General features: G+C 41.3%; 24 protein-coding genes. 11 read left to right on the forward strand and 13 right to left on the reverse strand.

Annotation, left to right across the window (positions count from 1 at the left end; all coding sequences use genetic code 11):
* Window positions 1-6: 6 nt before the first annotated feature.
* From traJ to HW278_RS06030, 9 genes are all read left to right on the forward strand, one after another.
* The gene (gene traJ, locus HW278_RS05990) at window positions 7-993 is read left to right on the forward strand and encodes a conjugative transposon protein TraJ (RefSeq protein ID WP_009389084.1); all 987 of its coding nucleotides are present in this window, start codon (window positions 7-9) and stop codon (window positions 991-993) included.
* Between the two features lie 28 nt (window positions 994-1,021).
* On the forward strand, window positions 1,022-1,645 hold the full coding sequence (gene traK / locus HW278_RS05995) for a conjugative transposon protein TraK (RefSeq protein ID WP_009389087.1): 624 nt from the start codon (window positions 1,022-1,024) through the stop codon (window positions 1,643-1,645).
* On the forward strand, window positions 1,642-1,947 hold the full coding sequence (locus HW278_RS06000) for a TraL conjugative transposon family protein (protein WP_095900548.1): 306 nt from the start codon (window positions 1,642-1,644) through the stop codon (window positions 1,945-1,947). The genes traK and HW278_RS06000 overlap by 4 nt, the downstream gene beginning before the upstream one ends.
* Window positions 1,910-3,316 carry a conjugative transposon protein TraM gene (gene traM / locus HW278_RS06005; protein ID WP_178977244.1) on the forward strand — a complete coding sequence of 469 codons (1,407 nt, stop codon included), beginning with the start codon at window positions 1,910-1,912 and terminating at the stop codon, window positions 3,314-3,316. Before HW278_RS06000 ends, traM begins: the two co-directional genes overlap by 38 nt.
* Before the next feature lie 94 nt (window positions 3,317-3,410).
* Window positions 3,411-4,322 (forward strand): conjugative transposon protein TraN, encoded by a 912-nt coding sequence (traN, locus tag HW278_RS06010; protein WP_178977245.1) that lies wholly within the window; start codon window positions 3,411-3,413, stop codon window positions 4,320-4,322.
* 5 nt (window positions 4,323-4,327) lie between these two features.
* Window positions 4,328-4,897, forward strand: a complete 570-nt coding sequence (locus HW278_RS06015; RefSeq protein WP_255493797.1) for a conjugal transfer protein TraO — start codon at window positions 4,328-4,330, stop codon at window positions 4,895-4,897.
* 19 nt (window positions 4,898-4,916) lie between these two features.
* A complete protein-coding gene (locus HW278_RS06020; protein ID WP_178977247.1) occupies window positions 4,917-5,348 on the forward strand; it encodes a TraQ conjugal transfer family protein in 432 nt (143 codons plus the stop codon).
* A 93-nt stretch (window positions 5,349-5,441) separates the two neighbouring features.
* Window positions 5,442-5,726 (forward strand): helix-turn-helix domain-containing protein, encoded by a 285-nt coding sequence (locus HW278_RS06025; protein WP_178977248.1) that lies wholly within the window; start codon window positions 5,442-5,444, stop codon window positions 5,724-5,726.
* Window positions 5,723-6,004, forward strand: a complete 282-nt coding sequence (locus HW278_RS06030; RefSeq protein WP_178977249.1) for a helix-turn-helix domain-containing protein — start codon at window positions 5,723-5,725, stop codon at window positions 6,002-6,004. The genes HW278_RS06025 and HW278_RS06030 overlap by 4 nt, the downstream gene beginning before the upstream one ends.
* 184 nt (window positions 6,005-6,188) lie before the next feature.
* Here HW278_RS06030 and HW278_RS06035 read toward each other — a convergent pair whose 3' ends face one another.
* The 13 genes from HW278_RS06035 to HW278_RS06090 form a co-directional block, all read right to left on the reverse strand.
* A complete protein-coding gene (locus tag HW278_RS06035) occupies window positions 6,189-7,043 on the reverse strand; it encodes a PRTRC system ThiF family protein (protein ID WP_178977250.1) in 855 nt (284 codons plus the stop codon).
* A gap of 2 nt (window positions 7,044-7,045) precedes the next feature.
* On the reverse strand, window positions 7,046-7,768 hold the full coding sequence (locus tag HW278_RS06040) for a PRTRC system protein B (protein WP_178977251.1): 723 nt from the start codon (window positions 7,766-7,768) through the stop codon (window positions 7,046-7,048).
* 1 nt (window position 7,769) lies between these two features.
* A complete protein-coding gene (locus HW278_RS06045; RefSeq protein ID WP_255493799.1) occupies window positions 7,770-8,735 on the reverse strand; it encodes a hypothetical protein in 966 nt (321 codons plus the stop codon).
* Window positions 8,736-8,755: 20 nt separating this feature from the next.
* Window positions 8,756-8,929, reverse strand: coding sequence for a hypothetical protein (locus tag HW278_RS12515; protein ID WP_255493800.1), 174 nt, complete (start codon window positions 8,927-8,929; stop codon window positions 8,756-8,758).
* Window positions 8,930-9,032: 103 nt separating this feature from the next.
* Window positions 9,033-9,251 carry a PRTRC system protein C gene (locus HW278_RS06050; protein ID WP_009744763.1) on the reverse strand — a complete coding sequence of 73 codons (219 nt, stop codon included), beginning with the start codon at window positions 9,249-9,251 and terminating at the stop codon, window positions 9,033-9,035.
* A gap of 27 nt (window positions 9,252-9,278) precedes the next feature.
* A complete protein-coding gene (locus tag HW278_RS06055; protein WP_178977253.1) occupies window positions 9,279-9,776 on the reverse strand; it encodes a PRTRC system protein E in 498 nt (165 codons plus the stop codon).
* Window positions 9,777-9,826: 50 nt separating this feature from the next.
* On the reverse strand, window positions 9,827-10,042 hold the full coding sequence (locus HW278_RS06060) for a hypothetical protein (protein WP_178977254.1): 216 nt from the start codon (window positions 10,040-10,042) through the stop codon (window positions 9,827-9,829).
* A 19-nt stretch (window positions 10,043-10,061) separates the two neighbouring features.
* Window positions 10,062-10,232 carry a hypothetical protein gene (locus HW278_RS06065; protein ID WP_178977255.1) on the reverse strand — a complete coding sequence of 57 codons (171 nt, stop codon included), beginning with the start codon at window positions 10,230-10,232 and terminating at the stop codon, window positions 10,062-10,064.
* A 69-nt stretch (window positions 10,233-10,301) separates the two neighbouring features.
* Window positions 10,302-10,508, reverse strand: coding sequence for a hypothetical protein (locus HW278_RS06070; protein WP_016421160.1), 207 nt, complete (start codon window positions 10,506-10,508; stop codon window positions 10,302-10,304).
* Entirely contained in the window at window positions 10,505-10,951 is a 447-nt protein-coding gene (locus HW278_RS06075; protein WP_178977256.1) for a hypothetical protein, read from the reverse strand. The genes HW278_RS06070 and HW278_RS06075 overlap by 4 nt, the downstream gene beginning before the upstream one ends.
* A 29-nt stretch (window positions 10,952-10,980) precedes the next feature.
* Complete coding sequence (locus tag HW278_RS06080) at window positions 10,981-11,415, reverse strand: single-stranded DNA-binding protein (protein WP_009413225.1); 435 nt, start codon at window positions 11,413-11,415, stop codon at window positions 10,981-10,983.
* Window positions 11,416-11,440: 25 nt separating this feature from the next.
* The gene (locus HW278_RS06085; RefSeq protein WP_178977257.1) at window positions 11,441-11,776 is read right to left on the reverse strand and encodes a molybdenum ABC transporter ATP-binding protein; all 336 of its coding nucleotides are present in this window, start codon (window positions 11,774-11,776) and stop codon (window positions 11,441-11,443) included.
* A gap of 589 nt (window positions 11,777-12,365) precedes the next feature.
* A complete protein-coding gene (locus HW278_RS06090; RefSeq protein ID WP_178977258.1) occupies window positions 12,366-13,601 on the reverse strand; it encodes a site-specific integrase in 1,236 nt (411 codons plus the stop codon).
* Window positions 13,602-13,891: 290 nt separating this feature from the next.
* On the opposite strand from HW278_RS06090, the gene HW278_RS06095 reads away from it, so the two are divergent.
* Together HW278_RS06095 and HW278_RS06100 are read left to right on the forward strand one after the other, a co-directional pair.
* On the forward strand, window positions 13,892-16,114 hold the full coding sequence (locus tag HW278_RS06095; RefSeq protein WP_178977259.1) for an FAD-dependent oxidoreductase: 2,223 nt from the start codon (window positions 13,892-13,894) through the stop codon (window positions 16,112-16,114).
* A 546-nt stretch (window positions 16,115-16,660) separates the two neighbouring features.
* Window positions 16,661-18,781, forward strand: a complete 2,121-nt coding sequence (locus HW278_RS06100; RefSeq protein ID WP_178977260.1) for a GH92 family glycosyl hydrolase — start codon at window positions 16,661-16,663, stop codon at window positions 18,779-18,781.
* Window positions 18,782-18,971: the final 190 nt, after the last annotated feature.

Raw genomic sequence — 18,971 nt, forward strand, 5'->3', positions numbered from 1 at the left:
TGATAAATGGAAAATCTACACCAAATACTCCGTACTTTATACGACGAGATGATGCCCCTAACAGCTCAGATGTCTGCCATAGCCAAAGGCTTGGCAGGCTTAGGGGCACTGTTCTATGTGGCAATGCGTATATGGCAAGCCTTAGCCCGTGCCGAACCTGTGGATGTGTATCCCTTGCTCCGTCCCTTTGCCATAGGGTTGTGTGTGATATTTTTCCCTACTCTGGTGTTAGGAACAATGAATACAGTGTTAAGCCCTGTGGTAACAGGTACCCATAGCATCTTAGAAGGACAAACGCTCGATTTGCACAAACTACAAGAGCAGAAAGACCGATTAGAGCGAGAAGCACAATTGCGTAACCCTGAAACTGCCTACCTTGTCTCAGATGAAGAGTTTGACAAAAAGATTGATGAATTAGGTTGGATGCCCGAAGATATGGCTGTAATGGCAGGAATGTATATTGAAAGAGGAATGTATGACCTCAAGCAAAGCATCCGATCGTGGTTTCGTGAGCTACTCGAAATGCTCTTTCAAGCAGCCGCTTTAGTGATTGACACCATACGCACTTTCTTTCTTGTGGTGATGTCTATCTTAGGACCTATAGCTTTTGCCATTTCGGTATGGGATGGATTTCAATCTACCTTACTACAATGGGTTACCCGTTATGTAAGTGTCTATCTATGGCTTCCTGTATCCGATTTGTTTAGTGCTATTTTAGCACGTATCCAATCTCTTATATTACAAAGAGACATCGAACAACTCTCTGACCCAAGTTTTATTCCTGATACTACCAACACAGCCTACATTATCTTTATGGTCATTGGTATCATAGGCTATTTTACCATTCCTACTGTAGCAGGTTGGATCATACAAGCAGGAGGTATGGGTAATTATGGTAGAAATGTAAACCAAGCTACCTCCAATGCAGGTAATATAGCAGGTGCAGGAGCTGGCTCTCTTTCAGGTAATATTACAGGCAGGTTAATGAAGTAAAAACAAGTCTAATTGAATACTAAAATTAATGGAATTTAAAATCTTTAGAAACATTGAAAACGGATTCAAGCAAATCCGTATGTATGCCATAGCCTTTGCTGTGCTCTGCTCAGGCGTGAGTATCTTCGCTGTAGGCTATGCCTATTACTTTGCCGAGAAACAGCGCGAGAAAATCTATGTGTTAGACAACGGTAAATCACTAATGCTGGCACTCTCTCAAGATGAAAAAATCAATCGTCCTGTCGAGGCTAAAGAACACGTGCGCAGGTTTCACGAACTCTTCTTCAACTTAGCGCCCGATAAAAAAGCAATTGAAGACAATACCAAACGTGCCTTCTTTATGGCTGATAAATCTGCCTTTAACTACTATAAAGATTTGGCTGAAAAAGGCTATTACAACCGCATCATCTCTGGTAATATCCTCCAACGGGTAGTCATCGATAGCGTGCGCTGTAACTTTAATAGCTATCCTTATCAGGTGGAAACCTTTGCCAAACAGTTCATCACTCGTGCCAGCAACATCACCGAAAGGAGTCTTATTACCTCCTGCAGGTTGATTAACTCCGTGCGTTCTGATAACAACCCTCAGGGATTTATCATCGAACAGTTCAATGTAATAGAAAACAAAGACCTTAGAACCGTAGAGAGATGATAGCCAAAATCCAAAGAGAGATACATTCTCTAAAAAAGCAAACCCGAAGTTATTGCCAGGGACTTTCACCCTCACAAAGAAAACGCTTGGTACTCTTAGCCTTTGCAGTCTACTCGCTACTTACTCTTTTTATACTATGGCACGCTTACCAAGAGTACCACCAAGGCGAAGCCCCTGCCATACAGCATATTGACAACAAGGCTATTGTACCTACAGAGGGAAATACCCCAAAAAAGGATTCGTTAATTTTTAAACAACTTAATAATGGAAAAGAACACACCCCTTCCAGAGCAAAACGGTAATATCCCTGCCTCAGATAAGGCTAACACTCCTTCTTCTACACCGAGTTTCTTGGTCAGTGAAGAAGAGGAAAAAGCCCTCCAAGAGCGCAATGAGGAAAAAGCCCTTGCTAAAAAACAACAACTCAAGAAAATTGTCATCTATGCCCTAATGGGGATAATCTTCCTCGCTTGTATGTATCTGCTTTTTGGTGGCGGAAGTGAGCAAGAGCAAACACAAGTAGGTATCAATGAGGCAATACCACAAGCTACCGAAACCCTCTTGCCTTCTGACAAGGAAAAAGCCTATGAAGAAGCCCTCTTAGAAGAAAAAGAAGCTGATAAAAAAGCCTCTCTCAATGCGCTGTCGGACTATTGGCAAGAAGACGAAGGCGAGGAATATCCTGAAGCTATCGAGGAGGAAGAGGAACCCACTCCACGTTATCGCAAGGCTACCCCTAATGCCTTTGAGCGTTCTGCTCAGTCTTATCGCGATATTCACCAGACTTTAGGCAGTTTCTACCAAGACAATAGTGCTTACGAGGAGCAACAACGACTCAAAGAAGAGATAGCCTCACTCAAGTCTCAACTCTCCAACAAGCAAGATCCTACCTCTATAGATGCCCAAATGGCATTGATGGAAAAGTCTTATGAAATGGCTTCAAGATATTTGCCTAAAGGACAACAAAACCCTTCAATGATGGGGGGTGCAGGCTCGCAAGAGGGCGAGGGAAACAATAGTAGCGAAGCTGACAATGCAGAACAGAGTAAAAACATTGCTCCTGTCTATACCCCAGAGGAAAAGGTAGTCAGTCGTTTGCCCCGCAAGCAGTCCGAGAAGGAGGCTCTGCAAGAATGGGTGAAGGAGCAACAGACCGCTTTTTTCGATGGCGAGAGCTTCAAGCCACAAGGCAGTATCCTAAAGAATAGCATTCGCGCTTGTACACATATCGAACAGCTATTAGGAGAAAACTCAAGGGTGCAGCTAAGACTTTTAGAGCCTATACGAGTAGCAGGCATACTCATTCCTAAAGGAGAACTGCTTACAGCCTCTGCTAAAGTGAGTGGTGATAGATTGTTACTCACCGTAAAATCCTTAGAATACAAGGGCAAGGTAATTCCTGTCTCTATAGCTGCCTACGACATCGATGGGCAACAAGGGTTATACCTGCCCGCTTCTTCCGATGCCAATGCCTTTAGAGAAATAGCAGCAGGAATGAGCAAAAGTTCAGGGAGTAGCTTTACCTTTAGCTCTTCCGCCAAAGACCAAATTGTCTCGGAGCTGAGCAAAGGGGTCGTACAAGGAGGTACGTCTTATCTTTCTAAAAAGATTGCACAGCCTTCCATAAGGGTTAAAGCAGGTTATCAGCTCCTACTCATCTCTAAAAAATAGCCTTTCAGACAAACTTATAAACACACAACAAAGCACAAAACAACACAATTATTTATTTTTCAACCTATTAAACACACTTAATATCATTTTATTTATGCGTAAATTACACTTATTTTTATCGGTAACAATGCTTACTATTACCGTGCAAGCCCAGAATGAGGCAAAGGAAAACACAGCCCTCAGTACTGAGAAAAAGGAACTTTTAGCACAATCAGGAAAAGTAGTGCCTTATCCTTTGCAGGTGGCTTATGACCAAACAACCCATCTTATCTTTCCTGCTTCTATCCGCTATGTAGATTTAGGCAGTGAAAACTTAGTAGCCGACAAGGTGAAAGATGCCGAGAATGTACTAAGGGTAAAGGTAGCTAAAACAGACTTTACCGATAGCACCAACCTATCGGTCATCACTCAAGACGGAGGCTTTTATAGCTTTGAGGTGAGTTATCACACCACACCACAGCCTCTTACCATTGATTTTGGTAGAGGAATGCCCCAAGGCAATAATGTGAAATCGGATATTCTCTTCTCCGATACAGGCTGGGAATCACCTGCGGTAGCACAAATTATTATGTCATCTATCTATCATCAAAAGAAGAATTATATTAAGCATATAGGTTCAGAGAATGCAGGTATACAATGGCTACTAAAAGGCATCTATGTACACAATAGCAAACTCTATGTAGATGTGCAATTGTCCAATCGCTCTAACCTGCCTTTTGAAGTAGATTTTATCACTTTTAAAATCATTGATAAGAAGACCACCAAAAAGAGCATTGTACAAGAAGTGCCCGTTGATCCCTTGCGCGTATACCAACCTATATCCCTGTTAAAGGCTCATAAAGAAGCCCGCTCGGTGTATATGTTAGACCAACTCACCCTCTCTGATGACAAGGTTTTGCGGGTAGAAATCTTTGAAAAGAACGGCTCTCGTTACCAATCGTTCCTCATCACCAACGAGGAGATTATAGCCGCTCGCCCTATAGAACAGTTTAACCTTAAATTCTAATGCCAATGCTAAGAATTATCACTTGTATTTGTCTGTGCTTTTTAGGAGGCTCCATTGCCCAGGCACAGCGATTGTTACCCAAACAAAAAGGTATTTCGCTCTCTTGGGTCGCACCCGCAGAGGCTTTTACTTCCTCTTTTTCTGATGATTTTGGGGTGCAGTTAGGCTATAGTATCAATGCTAAAAGGGGTAACTACAAGCATTTTGCCCTTGAATATCAAAGGCGATTGTACCCTTACAAGAGTCTGAATATACCTGTTGAGAGGTATATAGGTGCAGGAGGCTATAGCTTTGCCTTAGTCAGTGACAGCAGTAAAACGGTAGCTTTGAACTTGGGAGCAGAAGCTCTTTTGGGCTATGAGGTAGTCAATCACAGCAAAAGTCTCCTTCCTGATGGGGCTTTACTAAAGAATGAAAACCATTTTCTCTATGGCACACAGGTAGGTTTGCAGATAGAGACTTACCTAAGTGATCACTTTTTAGTGCTTTGCTCTGGCAAAGTAGCAGCTCTGTGGGGAAGTTCCTTTGAGCTACTGCGTCCCTGTGCTACTGTAGGACTGCGCTATATGTTTTAACCTTTAAAAAGACAATACAATGAAGAAAGTAAATCAGAAAATTGTAATAGGACTCATCGCAATGCTATGTGTGAGCCTATTCACCTCTTGTAAAAAAGAGTTGCATGTACAACAAAACTTTCCTTTTGAGGTAAAGGTACTGCCTGTGCCTAAAAGTATAGGTAAAACCGATATGGTAGAAATACGCTGTGAGTTGCGCTCTCCTTACCAGTACGATGAGAACCGCTATTTTATTCGTTACTTTCAGTATGAGGGAAAAGGAAGTTTGCGTACCTCTCCACAAGGAGAAGTCTTACTTGTTAATGATGTTTATCCACTTACCTCCAAAGGAGCGTTTAGACTTTACTACACTTCTGCCTCAGAAGCTAACCAGTCTTTCTCCGTTTGGATAAGCGACTCCTTCGGCAATGAACAAAAACTTGATTTTGAGTTTAATGTGAAGAAAGAGTAAAGATATAAAGCCAAAATCCTCCTTTCTCTTCCAAAACAAGCCTACTTCTAAAAGTGGGCTTGTTTTGTTTTACCTTTGCGCAAAATAATGCAAATGGAAGTAGTAGTTATAGAAAAATCTGTTTTTGAACAGATACAAAAAGACGTACAGCAACTCAACAATTCTCTGCAAGTGGTAATGGATACTTACAAAGGTATTTGGCAAAAAGAAAAGTGGTTGGACTCTCAGGAGGTTTGTCTGCTTTTGGGCATTAGCAAGCGTGCCTTGCAGTATTATAAAGACCAAAAACTGTTACCTTTCTCGTGCATCCACCGCAAGAACTATTTTAAGCGTAGTGATGTAGAACGGCTTTTAACCTCTAACCTTCAAACCCAATGAACTTACTCACAGAAACACACCAGGAACTAAGCTCTTACCTAAGTCAGCTTCAAAACCTAAAAGAACAAATGGACTTTATCCTTAAAAACTTCCGTCCTGTATTTGACGGCGAGGTATTTCTATCAGGGAAGGAGGTCTGTGAGCTGCTACATATCACCAAAAGAACCCTACAGCAATACCGTGATGATGGGCTATTTCCTTATATCCAAATTGGTGGTAAAATTCTCTTTAAACAAAGTGATATTCTAAAGATTTTGGAGGCTAACTATAAGAAATAGCTCCTCTTTTTATCTTTAATAGCTATCTTATAAGACTTCTCTTTATCCTAAACTAACAAAAAATCTATCTGTAAGGTCTTTCTTTTGCTTCTTTTCTTTCTCAAAGAAAAGAAGGCTGGTAGCACCAGCAGGCAGTTAGTAGCACTGACAAGCATTTTTTATAACTGCTTGTCAGTGTTGTTGTTTATACAGCTAAGGATTGTGTACGAAAATCTTTGAGGTTGAGGAAAAAGCCTCTGTAAGGAGTGAGTCCTTCTCTGAATAAGTTCCAAAGTAGGGTGCTTCCCATTTGTGAGAGAGTGGCGTTAATGAACAAATCTTGCTTGGTTAAGGCTTCGGCAAGGGAGCAACTTGGGGTATTGTCATTCTGCTCAGATTGTGTTAATAGTTCTCCAAAGGCTTGGGTAATAGTAGGCAGGGTGTCTATGGGAGTAAAAGTATCGCTATGAGGTTGCTCAATGGCTTGTAAAGTACCTAAAATCACTTGCCCTGAATGAGTGTTGTTACCAAAATCTAACCAATACTTAGGGTTGTTGTGGTAGTGATGGGCTCGCTCTAAATGAGTGAGTACTTCCCCAATGTCAAAGCGTGCCTTTGCGCTATCTACACACGAAAGGTAAATGCTTCCTCTCATTGTTTCTTCTTCAGAGGAAAAGGTCTCAGTGTTGAATAGCTGTGTTTGCGCTCTCCAATCTGTACCAAAAAAGCGATTGATACGGCTTATTAGAGCAGTGGATTTGTACATTCCTAACTCACAAGCCGAAAAAAGTTGTCTGCCGAGATTGACAGGGCTTACAAGGTCGTTGTCCCAAAGGGTTACCGATAACCCTGCGTGTCCTAAAGCAACCAAAGCGTGGTTGATACGTGCTAAAGCAGTGGCTACTTGAGAGCCTGTGCCTCCTGCTCCTATCAGATGTACTTTAATAGGATTGGTAGCGTTGAGCAAAGTAGTATCAGTAAAATGTACCCGCTCTTTGTGTGCTTGGACAGAGGTATTGAAAGGGTTGAGGGTGTTTGAGGTGTTTAGGGTCTGTTTCATTGTTATAGGATTTGTTGTAAGGTGAGATGATTGGGATTGAGCAGTTCGTAAGGGAAAGGCTTATTACTTTGAGTGAGTTCCTGCCAAAGGCTTATTAAGGGTATTTTGGTTATAGGATATGAGCCTAATTGATGAGAAAAATAGCTATTGAAAAAATAATCTTCCCATTGGGTGATAAAGTCTTCTAAGCAAGAGGCTTTACGCTCATTTACCTGCACTGACCCCATACACACATTGCCATTTTCATAAACGTTGAAAAAAGGCGCATAGCACAGAGGTGTATTAAGGTGTGGCTTTTGGTTTTTGGCTAAGGCATATATCCAAAGGCTCTTGGGGGTAGCTTTCCACAACAGAGGAGGTAGATTTACTTCTTTGCTTTCTATAGCGAGGGAGGAGGCAAAAAATAACTGCTTTTTTTGTGTTTTAGAGTACCAAACAGCCTGCCCCTCGCCTTTATGGGATAGATGGAGCACCCTGCGAGGAATAATACCTTTGGGGACTAAAAAGGCTTGTGCTTGCTCTTTTTGGCAGGTGAGTGTTTTGGCAAGTGCTTGCGCTTGGTCGAGGGTAAGCGGTTGTGCGCTTGTAGGGTTACCATTGCTATCAAGGTGTAAGTACTCTACATAACTCTGTGGGTTGTAGCGGTTACTATCTTCGTAAAAAACAAGTGCTGATGTAGGGCGATATACTTCCCCTACTTCTGGGGTGAGGTCTGTGTATTTCATTTTAAATGCGGTTTAAAAGGGTTATAAGTTCGGTTAAGAGAGGAAAGAAACGCTGTTCAAAATCAAAGTTAGCAAGGGGTGTTGTGCTGTTGAAATGTTTGTAAATGGTAGGGAGTTCTATCTCACTACATTGGGAGTATTCTCCATTGAGCCAATCTAAAAGATAGGTATGGAATAGGTCGCTTTGGTCTTCATAGACAAAAGATAGGTATTTCTCTACCTCAAAAAGTTCCTCTTCACCTTGCTCATAGCACTCTGCTCTGTGCAAATGGGTATAGATAGAGTGGTTAGGAAAATCCTGCCACAAGGTATAAAAGGCTTGAGAAAGAGCAAGGCATTCGGCTTCCAAATCATTCTTAGGAATAAAGCGGTCTATACGCCTTTGAAAAAAGTCTAAATGGCAAGGGTTGCGTATCTTTTTGGAAAGAATAGTACCTATTTGTTGTGCCTGCTTTAAAAGGTGCAGGAGGTGGTCTCTTTCCGCTATTTCTTCATAGTCTTGGCTAATACAATCCTGCAACATTTCATAGGCATAAGCCACAAAACAATCTTCTTGTACATAGTTTGCTATAAAAGCACGTTGGTTTAGGTAGGCATATACCGATAAAAATAGTTCATAAAGTGGTTTGTTTTTATGTACTTTCAGAAGTCTATAAAGTGGTTGCAGAGGGACAAAAAACACTTCGTTGGGCAAATAAAAACGTTCTTCGCAAGAGAAAAAAACATCGCTATTGGGGGCTTTCAATACTTTTAGTTCACAGAAAGTACCTTTGGTATCTCTCTTTTTGATTTGCTCTTGGCTGTAAGAAAGGGCTAAGGCAATCCCACAAGAAAGGTCGTACCGCTCTATGGGAAAGGGAGTAAAGCCGTAATGGTCTGCCATTTGAGCAAGGGAACACTTGAGAGTGGTTTTTAGCTGTGCTTGCTCCTCTCCACTAAAAATGATGTGTTTGCTTGAGTGATACACTTTAGGAGGAAAGGTCGTTTTTAGAAAACCATTGGCAAAAGAGTTTTTGGGGCTACTTGTTGCTGTTCTTGACGTATCTGTGAGCGGTCTTTGGAGCGTTGGACTGCTTTGGAAAACTCTCTTAACCTGCGGTAGAGTTCTCTCTGTGCTTCGCTTTGTATGGGTGCGAGGGTTTGTTGGGATTGCTGTTGCATACATTTTTAGTTTTTTTTAGTTTTTGATAATGTTTGTAATTTTAGCTATAAGCCTTGTTTTAAGCTGTTTTACAAGGCTCATAGCTTTAGAATTAATAGAGATTTAGCCTTTCGTACCCATTGTGATTTGTAGGGGATAGACAACGCTGTCTCCCTCTACGTAAGGTGTGCCTGCTTTGGCATTGGTGAGCAGGGGGTAATGGGTGCTGTAAAAATTCTTGACTTGCTCTACTGACCACGATGGATTAGGGTCGGCAAGATGAATAGTTTGTCGGTTTTCTTCAAAGACAAACATTCTTTTCAGTTGGGTAGCTATGAGCATAACAATACTTTTTTTAGGGGTTAATACTTATTCTTCAAACAAGGTAGGGGCAAAGTGTGTGGATAGTTCTGACCTTTTTTTGCGGATTTTATCGGCATAGTTAGGGAACTCATCGGGAGGAGGTAGTTTTGACCACGCTTCTCGGTACTTGCCCTGCGCTTCTAAATCAGCTACTTTTTTCATAGCCTCATCGTATTTCTTTTGTTGTTTCTCGGCTTTTTCTTTCTCCATAGCTGATTGCCTTTGGGCTTGCTTTTGCGCCTCGATGTACTGCTCCATATTCACAAGAAGAGACGAGGTTTCTTCTAAGGGTTGGGTGATGCTTTGAAAAAAGCCTGCATCTAATTCTTTGGCAGTGCCTCTAAGTACTAAGGGAGGCAAAAGGTACTTGGCAGGGTCTGAACATTGTTCATTCTCAAGCAATACAGATACAACAAGCTGGCTATTTGCTTCTTGGGTTATGACTAAGTGCAGTTTACCTTGTATGGCTAACTGAGCAATTTGATTGAAAAAATGGGTTTCCATTGGATACTTCGTTTTTAAATTGATACTTCTGTTTTTTATATCCTTATCTTTTAAGGGGCTTTTTTAATAGTGTTTTCAGTGCGATAACTCACTGTGTAGCCGTTTGCCTTTACGATAGCTTCTAAGGCTTGTCGGGCTTTAAGGGTTGCCTCTCGGTCTTGGTCACTAAGGTTCATAAAGTGCAGTGGTTCAAAAGTTCGGATAATTATCCCTATATAGGATAGGGCTTGGGTGTCGGTTGCTAAGGGTTGTTTGAGTGGTTTCATTGAGATACACTTTTTTAGGTTAAACTACTTCTTGGGGTTCTATCTCAAACTCAATGCTTCTTTTGCTACATTGAGTTTGGTCGTACCATTGCAAGTTGGTTAGGTCGTCTTGGGTAAAGGGTAGCTTGTACCGCTTGCAATAGGCTTTTATCACTTCGATTGCTTTGTATTTGCTTGTGCATACTTGCATAAGGACACGGCTACTCATATAGTGCCAGCTATCAGTTTTATAGACTAATTAAACGCTTTCCATAGGCTGTTAGGTTTTATTAAGGGTTGAGTTTTGGGCTTCTTTGAGTTGCTTTAGTTTAATATATAAATCCTGCCAATAGGCTTTTAGCCTCTTATCTAACGCCTTGTGAGTGTTGTCAGTATGCTTATAGCCTCTAAAGCTATCGGCTTGCGCTAAGGCTTTATCAAGGTCGGTTACCTCTATAGGTGCACCATTGAGGTCTGTTATTATCATTTTTCAAAGGTTTTAAAAAGTTCTTCAAAACGGATGTCGTCCGTCCAATACTCATCGGAGGAGTATTTTCCATAGGCTTTTATATAGAAATCATCGTATCGAGTAAATACGCTTCGGTAAATATCCAAACGGCTTTCAGGCGCATTGAAAGAGGCTAATTCCTCCTCAGTGAGTTCCACAAAAGCCCAAGTACGTTCTTCCAAAAAGGATAAATCGGGCTGTTCCTCATCGCTGAGGGTATAAAAATCGGTTCTTGCCTCATAGAAACTAAGGTTCACAAAATCGGGGTCGCTCTTTAGGGTAGCCACTTGTTGGGCTACTTTTTTCACTTTCTCAAGCCATTGCTCGGTAAGGGTGATAAGGGAAAAGTAGCAACTATCCCATTCGCTATTGGTATAGGCACGCACCAAAAGGTGTGTTGTAGGTGTTTTGCTGATATTCATTTTCTGTTCAATTTTAAAGGGTTATACATTTAGAAAGGCAAATCATCCTCGTCTTCCTCTGCGACTTGCCCTGCTGTGACTTGGGGCTTTGGCAAAGGTGTTATGGCATTTGCGTTATTTGTTTCACTTGCAGAGGTATTAGGTGTTACTTCTGCTTTCTTGCTAAAGTGGAATTTGATTTTGGAGGTGTGAAAGTTCAAGCCTGCTTGAGGCTCTCCCTCACGATTGAGCCACGCTCTTGCCGATACTCGTCCTTCCAATTCAACCAATGTGCCTTTGGTAAGGTACGGAGCAACTCCCGTACTGAGCCAATAAGCACAGTCAAAAAAGGAGGTCTGTTGTACGTTTTCACCTGCTTTGTTTCGGTAGTTGTCGTTCACTGCTACAGAGAAATTAACTACTTGTTTGCCATTTGATAGGGTTTGCACTTGTGCATTTTCGGTAAGTCTTCCTACGATATTCATAAGCGTTCTATTTGTTATTAGGTTACTAAATTTCTACTATTTGGTCTATGCGCCCATAAAGATAGGCACGGAGGCTGGTGCGGTCGATAGCATAGTATTCATACCAACTATTATACTGCTTTACAATGAACTTTCTCAGTACATCGGAAAAGTCAAATCGGTAGCCCAATAAGGGGATAGCATTTCTGAAAAAGCAGTTACTATTGACCGCTTGGGTAATCCAATTTTTCTCTGTTCGGGTGAGTTTCTCACCGCTATTGAGCTTTACACGGAGCTGATAGACTTGGCAGTCTTTCAGATGCTCTAAGGGACTTATTTCGTGAGAAACGAATTTAGTTGCGATACAGGGTTCTTTTTTCATCTTGTTACATTTTAGGAGTTTTATACGGCTTTACGGCTTGTTTGGACACGATACGCACGATTTTCGGCTTTTGGGTTGTCCTTTTGAAATTTTTTATTCGACAATGGGAGGAAAAGCGGTATTCGTTTCAAAAAACAATCTGTAAGAAGCGGCATTTTTCTCATATTTGACATTTTTTTTATTCGCTTAAAGGTCGGAATGAGCTGGTTTCGTTTCGAGTGCCATAAAAGGTCTGTGTTTAGCTTCTGCAAGGTTTTTCAAAAAAATACTACCCGCAGGACAACGGACAAGGGCTGGAGATTTTTTTGAAAACCCATCGGGCTTGACCTTGCAAGAAGCGTTAAGAACACAGAAATACCTTTGCACTCGAACAACGAACCGCCATTACGTGCCTTAAGTGTTTAAAACAGGGAAAATAGGTAAGTCTTAATGACGTATTTCTATTTGTGACAAACGAATACCCTTTTCCTTATTTGTTGAAGTCTTTTTCTCTTCTAATAGCTTTCTGTAAGGCAACAAAAAAATCCATTGACACATCTCTTTTTGAAATGTTATCAATGGATTTTAATTCTAAGAAGAAATTTGTTAGTTATCCTATCTTTAAGCTTTTTAATCGTTCGGCAGCAATTTCCATATCCTTGCTAATTTTCTCATTGGTGATTTTAGCATAAATCTGGGTGGTTTTGATATTCTTATGTCCCATCATCTTACTAACACTTTCCAAGGGAACTCCTTCTGTTAAGAACAGAGTACCAAAGGTATGGCGTGCCCAGTGAAATGAAATGGGTTTTTCACGAATGATATTACAATCTTTCATCATCTTTTTAATCAGGAGGTTGCAATTAGCATTGGAGGGCGTAGGAAACAGTGCCTCTGTACGAGTTGTACCCTCATATTTTTCAATAATTTTCTCGGCTATATCCAACAAACGTACATTACAGGGTACATCGGATTTCTGACGGCGTTTGATAAGCCATTTGTTACCGTCAAAGAACGATTGTAAGTGACTTCTTTTAAGTTGTTTGATGTCTATGTAAGAGAAGCCTGTAAAGCAACTAAACACAAATAGGTCTCGTACTAATTCAACAGAAGCACTCTTAGGATGATATTGCAGAAGGGCTTCTACTTCTTCTCTAAGCAAATAGCCTCTATCTTTCTCCTCCATAGAACTTATATAATTCTTAAAAGGATTGCGATAGATGATACCCTTGTCTATAGCTATTTCTACCATTTTACAAAGGGGCATCATATAAACCCATATTGTGTTGTGAGTAAGACTTTTATTAACTCTAAGGTAAAAGTCAAAATCGTTGATAAAGTCTTCGGTAAGCTCCTTGAAGGAGATGTCGCTTCTGTGGTATTTGTGCTGGATAAACTCACATAAATGAGTATATACATTCTCATATTTGTTGAGGGTTCTCCAGCTTCTAACTCCTTTTTCTACCATTAGGGCAAAGTCCTCTTTAAACTTTTCATAGACTTTTAGTAAGGAGTCTTCCATTACTCCTATACCCAAGAAAGTAGCTTTTAGCTTCTGAGCAGTAACTACACCTTCGTACTTCATCAGCTCGTCGTAGTGGGTAACCATACGTGAGCGGATTTCTTCCAACTTGCGGTTAAGCTGGGTAGCTTCCTCTGTTTTACCTGTTACCCTTCCATATTTCAAATCCCATTTCTGTGGGAGGATTTCAAGTTTGGTACTAAACTGAGCTACCTGATTGTCAATGGTAATACGCCCCATAATAGCAACCTTACCATTCTTCTTTGGGGCATTCTTTTTAAGGTAGAACAATACCTTAAAGGTTGAGCGTTTTACTTTTTTCATACTCTAATTTTTTAATTTGCGAAAGTACTTTTTATCAAGTTACTGTACAATATGAAAAAAGGTGTAAAACACTGAAATATAACTTACTAATAAAAATTATTTTTCAAGGTATTAGGTAACGATTTAGAAACCTAATTTTGAAAAAGCCTGTCTAAATCATCTGAGACTCTGTCTTCTCTTATTTTCCTATCAAAAAAATAATCCTCTTTGTATAAGCTAATTACATTATTTTTTGTAGTTTTGCATTTTAAATTCAATTTTGCGCAAAAATTAATAATTATTTCTCAAAGATGAAAAATTACAACAGTATTATTATAGGTAGTGGCTTGGGCGGACTCATCGCCGGAGCTACTTTGGCACTCTGGGGCAAGAAGGTAATTGTGCTCGAACAACACTATATCGCTGGCGGTTGTGCCACCGCTTTTAAACGCAAAGATTACTTGATGGAAGTAGGGTTGCACGAAATCGACGGACTCCACGAAACCGACCCTAAACGTCCTATCTTAGAACTTTTAGGGGTGTTTGATGAAGTAGAATTTCTAAAAGTACCCGAATTCTACCATTTGAAGAAGCAAAACTTCCAGTGTACTTTGCATCACGGGGCAGAAGCCAAAGAAAAACTCATCGCCGATTTTCCCGATAGCAAAGCCGAAATCGAACGCTTTTTTGGACTCATCAATAGGCTTTACGCCGAAATGCGCCGGCTCCCCCGCAACAAATGGCTCAATATATTGCTCTACCCGCTGATGCCTTTCTTGATTCCCACGATCATCAAAACTTCTACAATGAACACAGGTGATTGGCTGGATACAAATATCAAAAATGAAGCGCTCAAAAACGTGCTCACGGCTAATTTGGGTTATTATACTGATGACCCTTATAACCTCTCGCTGATGTACTTCCTGATGGCACAAGGTAGCTATCTAAACGGAGGGGGCAACTTCGTGAAAGGGGGTTCGCAATCGCTGTCTAACTACTTGGTGCGCTTTATTGAAAAACGTGGCGGACAAGTGCTTACAGGTAAATTCGTAGAAGAGATTTTGGTGGAAAACAACCAAGCGGTGGGGGTGAGCTATCGCGATACGTTCAACAGTTCGGCAGCTAAACAATCGCTCTATGCCGATAGTGTGGTCGCCAATGCTGCCCAACCTATAGTCGCCCAGATGCTCCCCGAGCCTTATCGCTCTAAATTAGCACAAAAGGTAGCACCTTTAGAACTCGCCTGTTCCCTGCTCACCATTTATTTGGGTTTCAATACCGATTTGAAAAAACTCGGCGTAAACCACTATTCTACCATCATTCAAGGTCAAAAAAACTATAAACTGAAAGATGTAAAAGCCGATTCGCAAGGTGATTGGGCTCAAAAATCATTTACTTTTGTGAATTACGGAATGGTAGATGCCCAGTTAGCTCCTGAGGGAAAGACGGTAGGTGTAATTTGTACCATTGATTACCTCAAAGAATGGGAAGGACTCAGCGAAGCAGAATATCAGCAGAAGAAGGAAAGAGTCGCACAGTTGTTTTTAGCGCGTTTAGAAGCTGAATTCCCCACTATTCTTGATTACTTGGAGTATTATGAGGTAGCGACTGCCAAAACGATAAAAAGATACACTTTAAACCCACAAGGTACCCCCTATGGTTATGTGCAATCGGTGAAACAAATTTACCCTAAACGCGATAAGCTCACCACTTCACCGCTGAAAAACTTGTACTTTGCCTCAGCTTGGGCGCCTTCAGGTGGGGGGTATTCAGGGGCGATTTACAGCGGTTTTATGACGGCAAACAAGATGAAAACCCAAGTGAAATGGCGTGACTACGCACCCTCAACTCTCACCGATGAACGCTGCGTAAAACTCTTAGCCAAAGACTTCATCGCTGATAATACTATCTTGCTCACTTTTGAAAAACCTAAAGATTTGGAATATAAAGCAGGGCAGTATGCCGTTTTGCGCCTCGATAACCCTCGTTATACCGCATTGGATATACCTTTGCGTCCGCTTTCAATGGTCTCTCATCCTAAAGATGACACTTTGCAGTTCGCAATGCACCTCAGCGATAGCAGTTTTAAGAAAAGTGTTGCCGCAATGGCGATAGGCGAAACAGCTACGATATTCGCCCCTATGGGTAATTTCACTCTTAAAGCGAAAAATAAGCGCATCGTGTTCCTCGCCTCAGGCATTGGCATTACCCCCGTACTCCCGATGCTCAAAACTTTAGCACAACAGCAATTTGCAGGTGAAGTAGTAGTGTTTTACTCCAATAAAACCAAAGCCTCAGCCGCTTTTCACAGCGATTTACAACACAGCACTTTAGCTAATTATACCTATCTGCCTGTGTTCACCGCCACCCAAAAGCGCCTCAACGCTGATTTCTTAAAGGAGCATCTCCACATCCTCACCGATTGTGAGTATTACATCGTGGGAACCAATAGCTTTACCAAAGCAATGCAGGAACTCCTTCTCAACGAAAAAGTCCCTGCAGAGTTTATTTTTAAAGATGATTTCGGAGGGTAAATTTATAGTTACATAAAAAACTTTGGCAAAGTCTCTACTCGCCTGTCGTGCCACGACCTCGCACCTGCCTGTATAACTCGCATTACTTTTCCGTCACCACATTCCCCTCTCCTTTGGAGAGGGACGGGGTGAGGATTCCTTTTCTTTCGCCTCGAAACCCCGTTTTTAACATTTTTTGTATTGTTGTATCACATTACAAATCAACCACTTATACACCCTTTCTATACCAATCTTCCAAGATTCGTATAAGCTTCCTATAAGCTCTCTATAAGCTAACCCCACCCTCCTTACACCCTTTTTTCACCAAAAACCCTCCCTCCTCTCTTCCGAACTTTTCCGTTTCCTTCCGAACTCCTCAAACCTCCACCATTTTCTAATTCTCTAATCTGCTAATTTTCTCTGCCTGCCGTGCTACGGCTACCTGTGCGGCTCGCACCTTTGGCAAAGTTAATTATCAGTATTTCTAGTATTTTCTGGCATTATTGGCATTTTTTGGCATTATCAGTATTATTTCCTATCTTTGCAACTCATAACTCTCAATCCTATATGAAACCATACTTTTACCTTTTGGCATTTGCCCTTACGGCTTGCCACAACGCATCAGAACAAAAAGAGTTGCCTAAAAAGCAACTCACCAATTACGTAAATCCGTTTATCGGTACCGATGGTACGGGTAACACCTACCCAGGAGCGATGACTCCCTTCGGAATGGTGCAACTCAGTCCGGATATTGGTATCCCAGGTTGGGACAGAATTTCGGGTTACTTCTATCCCGATAGCATCATTACCGGCTTTTCACACACCCACCTCTCAGGTACGGGAGCGGGCGACCTCTACGATGTGCTGATAATGCCTACCAATAGCAGGTTTAACGAGCGCATAGAAGCAAACAACCACTTGCCTTTCTCGGTCTTCTCTCACAAACACGAAACTGCTACGGCTGGCTATTACAGTGTCGATTTGCTGAGTTATGGTATCAAAGCTGAACTTACCGCCACTCCTCGTGTAGGAGTACAACGCTATACTTTTCCTAAAGACGAACAGTCTAAAATTACAATAGATTTAGGTTATAGCATCAACTGGGATAAACCTACCGAAACCTATCTAAAAGTGGTGGATAATACAACTTTGGAAGGCTATCGCTTTTCTACCGGTTGGGCACGTAACCAAAAGGTCTATTTCGTTATCAAACTCTCCAAGCCCTTTGCTGATAAGGAGTTTACAGAAGAAAGAGAAAATGGCAAGAGCAACCGTTCTAAAATTGTACTCCACTATGCTACCGCCGATAATGAAGCCATTGTAGTGAAAACAGCTCTCTCTATGCACAGCATTGCAGAAGCGTATAAAAATATGGAAGTTGAAGCGCCTCATTTTGCTTTCGACGACTATCGCGAGACAGCTCGCAATTTATGGGAGAAGCAGTTGCAGAAGATTACGGTAGAAGGCGGTAATGAGGAGCAAAAAACGGTTTTCTATACAATGCTCTACCAATCGATGTTGGCGCCTAATCTTTTCAGCGATGTCGATGCTCCCAAAAAGCGTTATGATACTTTTTCTCTTTGGGATACTTTCCGTGTGGCTCATCCGCTTTATACCTTGTTACACCGCGAAGCCTCCGCCGATTTTATCAAGAGTTTTTTAGCACACTACCGCGAAAATGGCGCGCTACCGGTGTGGAGTATGCAAGGAGGTGAAACCAATATGATGATAGGCTATCACGCTGTGCCTATTATCGTAGATGCGTATTTTAAGAAAATCCCAATGGATATTCCTTTGGCTTACGAGGCTTGCAAGCAAAGTGCAATGGTAAACGAACGTGAAATAGACTTATATAAACAATACGGCTATGTGCCTTACGATTTAGATAAATCCGATGAAAACTGGTCGGTGTCCAAAACCTTAGAGTACGCTTACGACGATTGGTGTATTGCGCAATTCGCCAAAGCTTTGAATAAAAAAGAAGATGAGGCTTACTTTGCCAAACGCGCTGAAAACTGGCGTAATCTCTTTGACGAAAAAACTACTTTCTTCCGCCCTAAGGATAGCAAAGGGCAATTTATCAAACCTTTTAACCCCAAAGATTATAGTAAATACTTCTGCGAAAGCAACGCTTGGCATTATCGTTGGTTTGTGCCACAAAATATCGAAGGATTGCGCAATGCAATGGGAGGCATTAAGGCTTTTGAACAAAAACTCGACTCGATGTTCACTTTGGCAGTTACCCCCGATGAGAAACTGCCTATTTTCAGTACTGGTATGATAGGACAGTATGTGCACGGTAACGAACCGAGTCATCACGTGGCTTACCTCTATCATTTTACAGCTCACCCCGAGAAAGCTACCCAGCGCGTTACCGAAATATTGAACACTCAATACAAAAACACCCCCGACGGACATTGTGGTAATGAGGACTGCGGACAAATGAGCAGTTGGTATGCGCTTTCCGCCTTAGGTTTGTATCCTCTCAACCCCGCCGACAGTAGGTATTATCTAAGTGAACCGCTATTCGATAAAGCTACTTTGCATTTAGAGAACGGCAAGACTTTTACGATTAAAAAAAGAAAAGACAGCAAAGCAAAAACACTACTCAACGACAAACTACTGAGCAGAGGATATATTACTTATGAAGAAATTATTGCAGGAGGACGTTTAGAGTTTAAGAAGTAAAGAACCTTGATTTAGTCGCTTACATAAAAATAAACACAATTTCATTTTGCTAATATAAAAGTAATAACTAATTTTGCATCGTCTAATGATATAGACGACCAACAAGACAATTTACATAAAACATAAAAAGCGTTAGTTTTTTATTCTATTTTTAAGAGAATCTGGTAAATTCACGAAGTACTTAGGATAA

The sequence above is a fragment of the Capnocytophaga sp. oral taxon 902 genome (assembly GCF_013394735.1).
Taxonomy (GTDB): domain Bacteria; phylum Bacteroidota; class Bacteroidia; order Flavobacteriales; family Flavobacteriaceae; genus Capnocytophaga; species Capnocytophaga ochracea.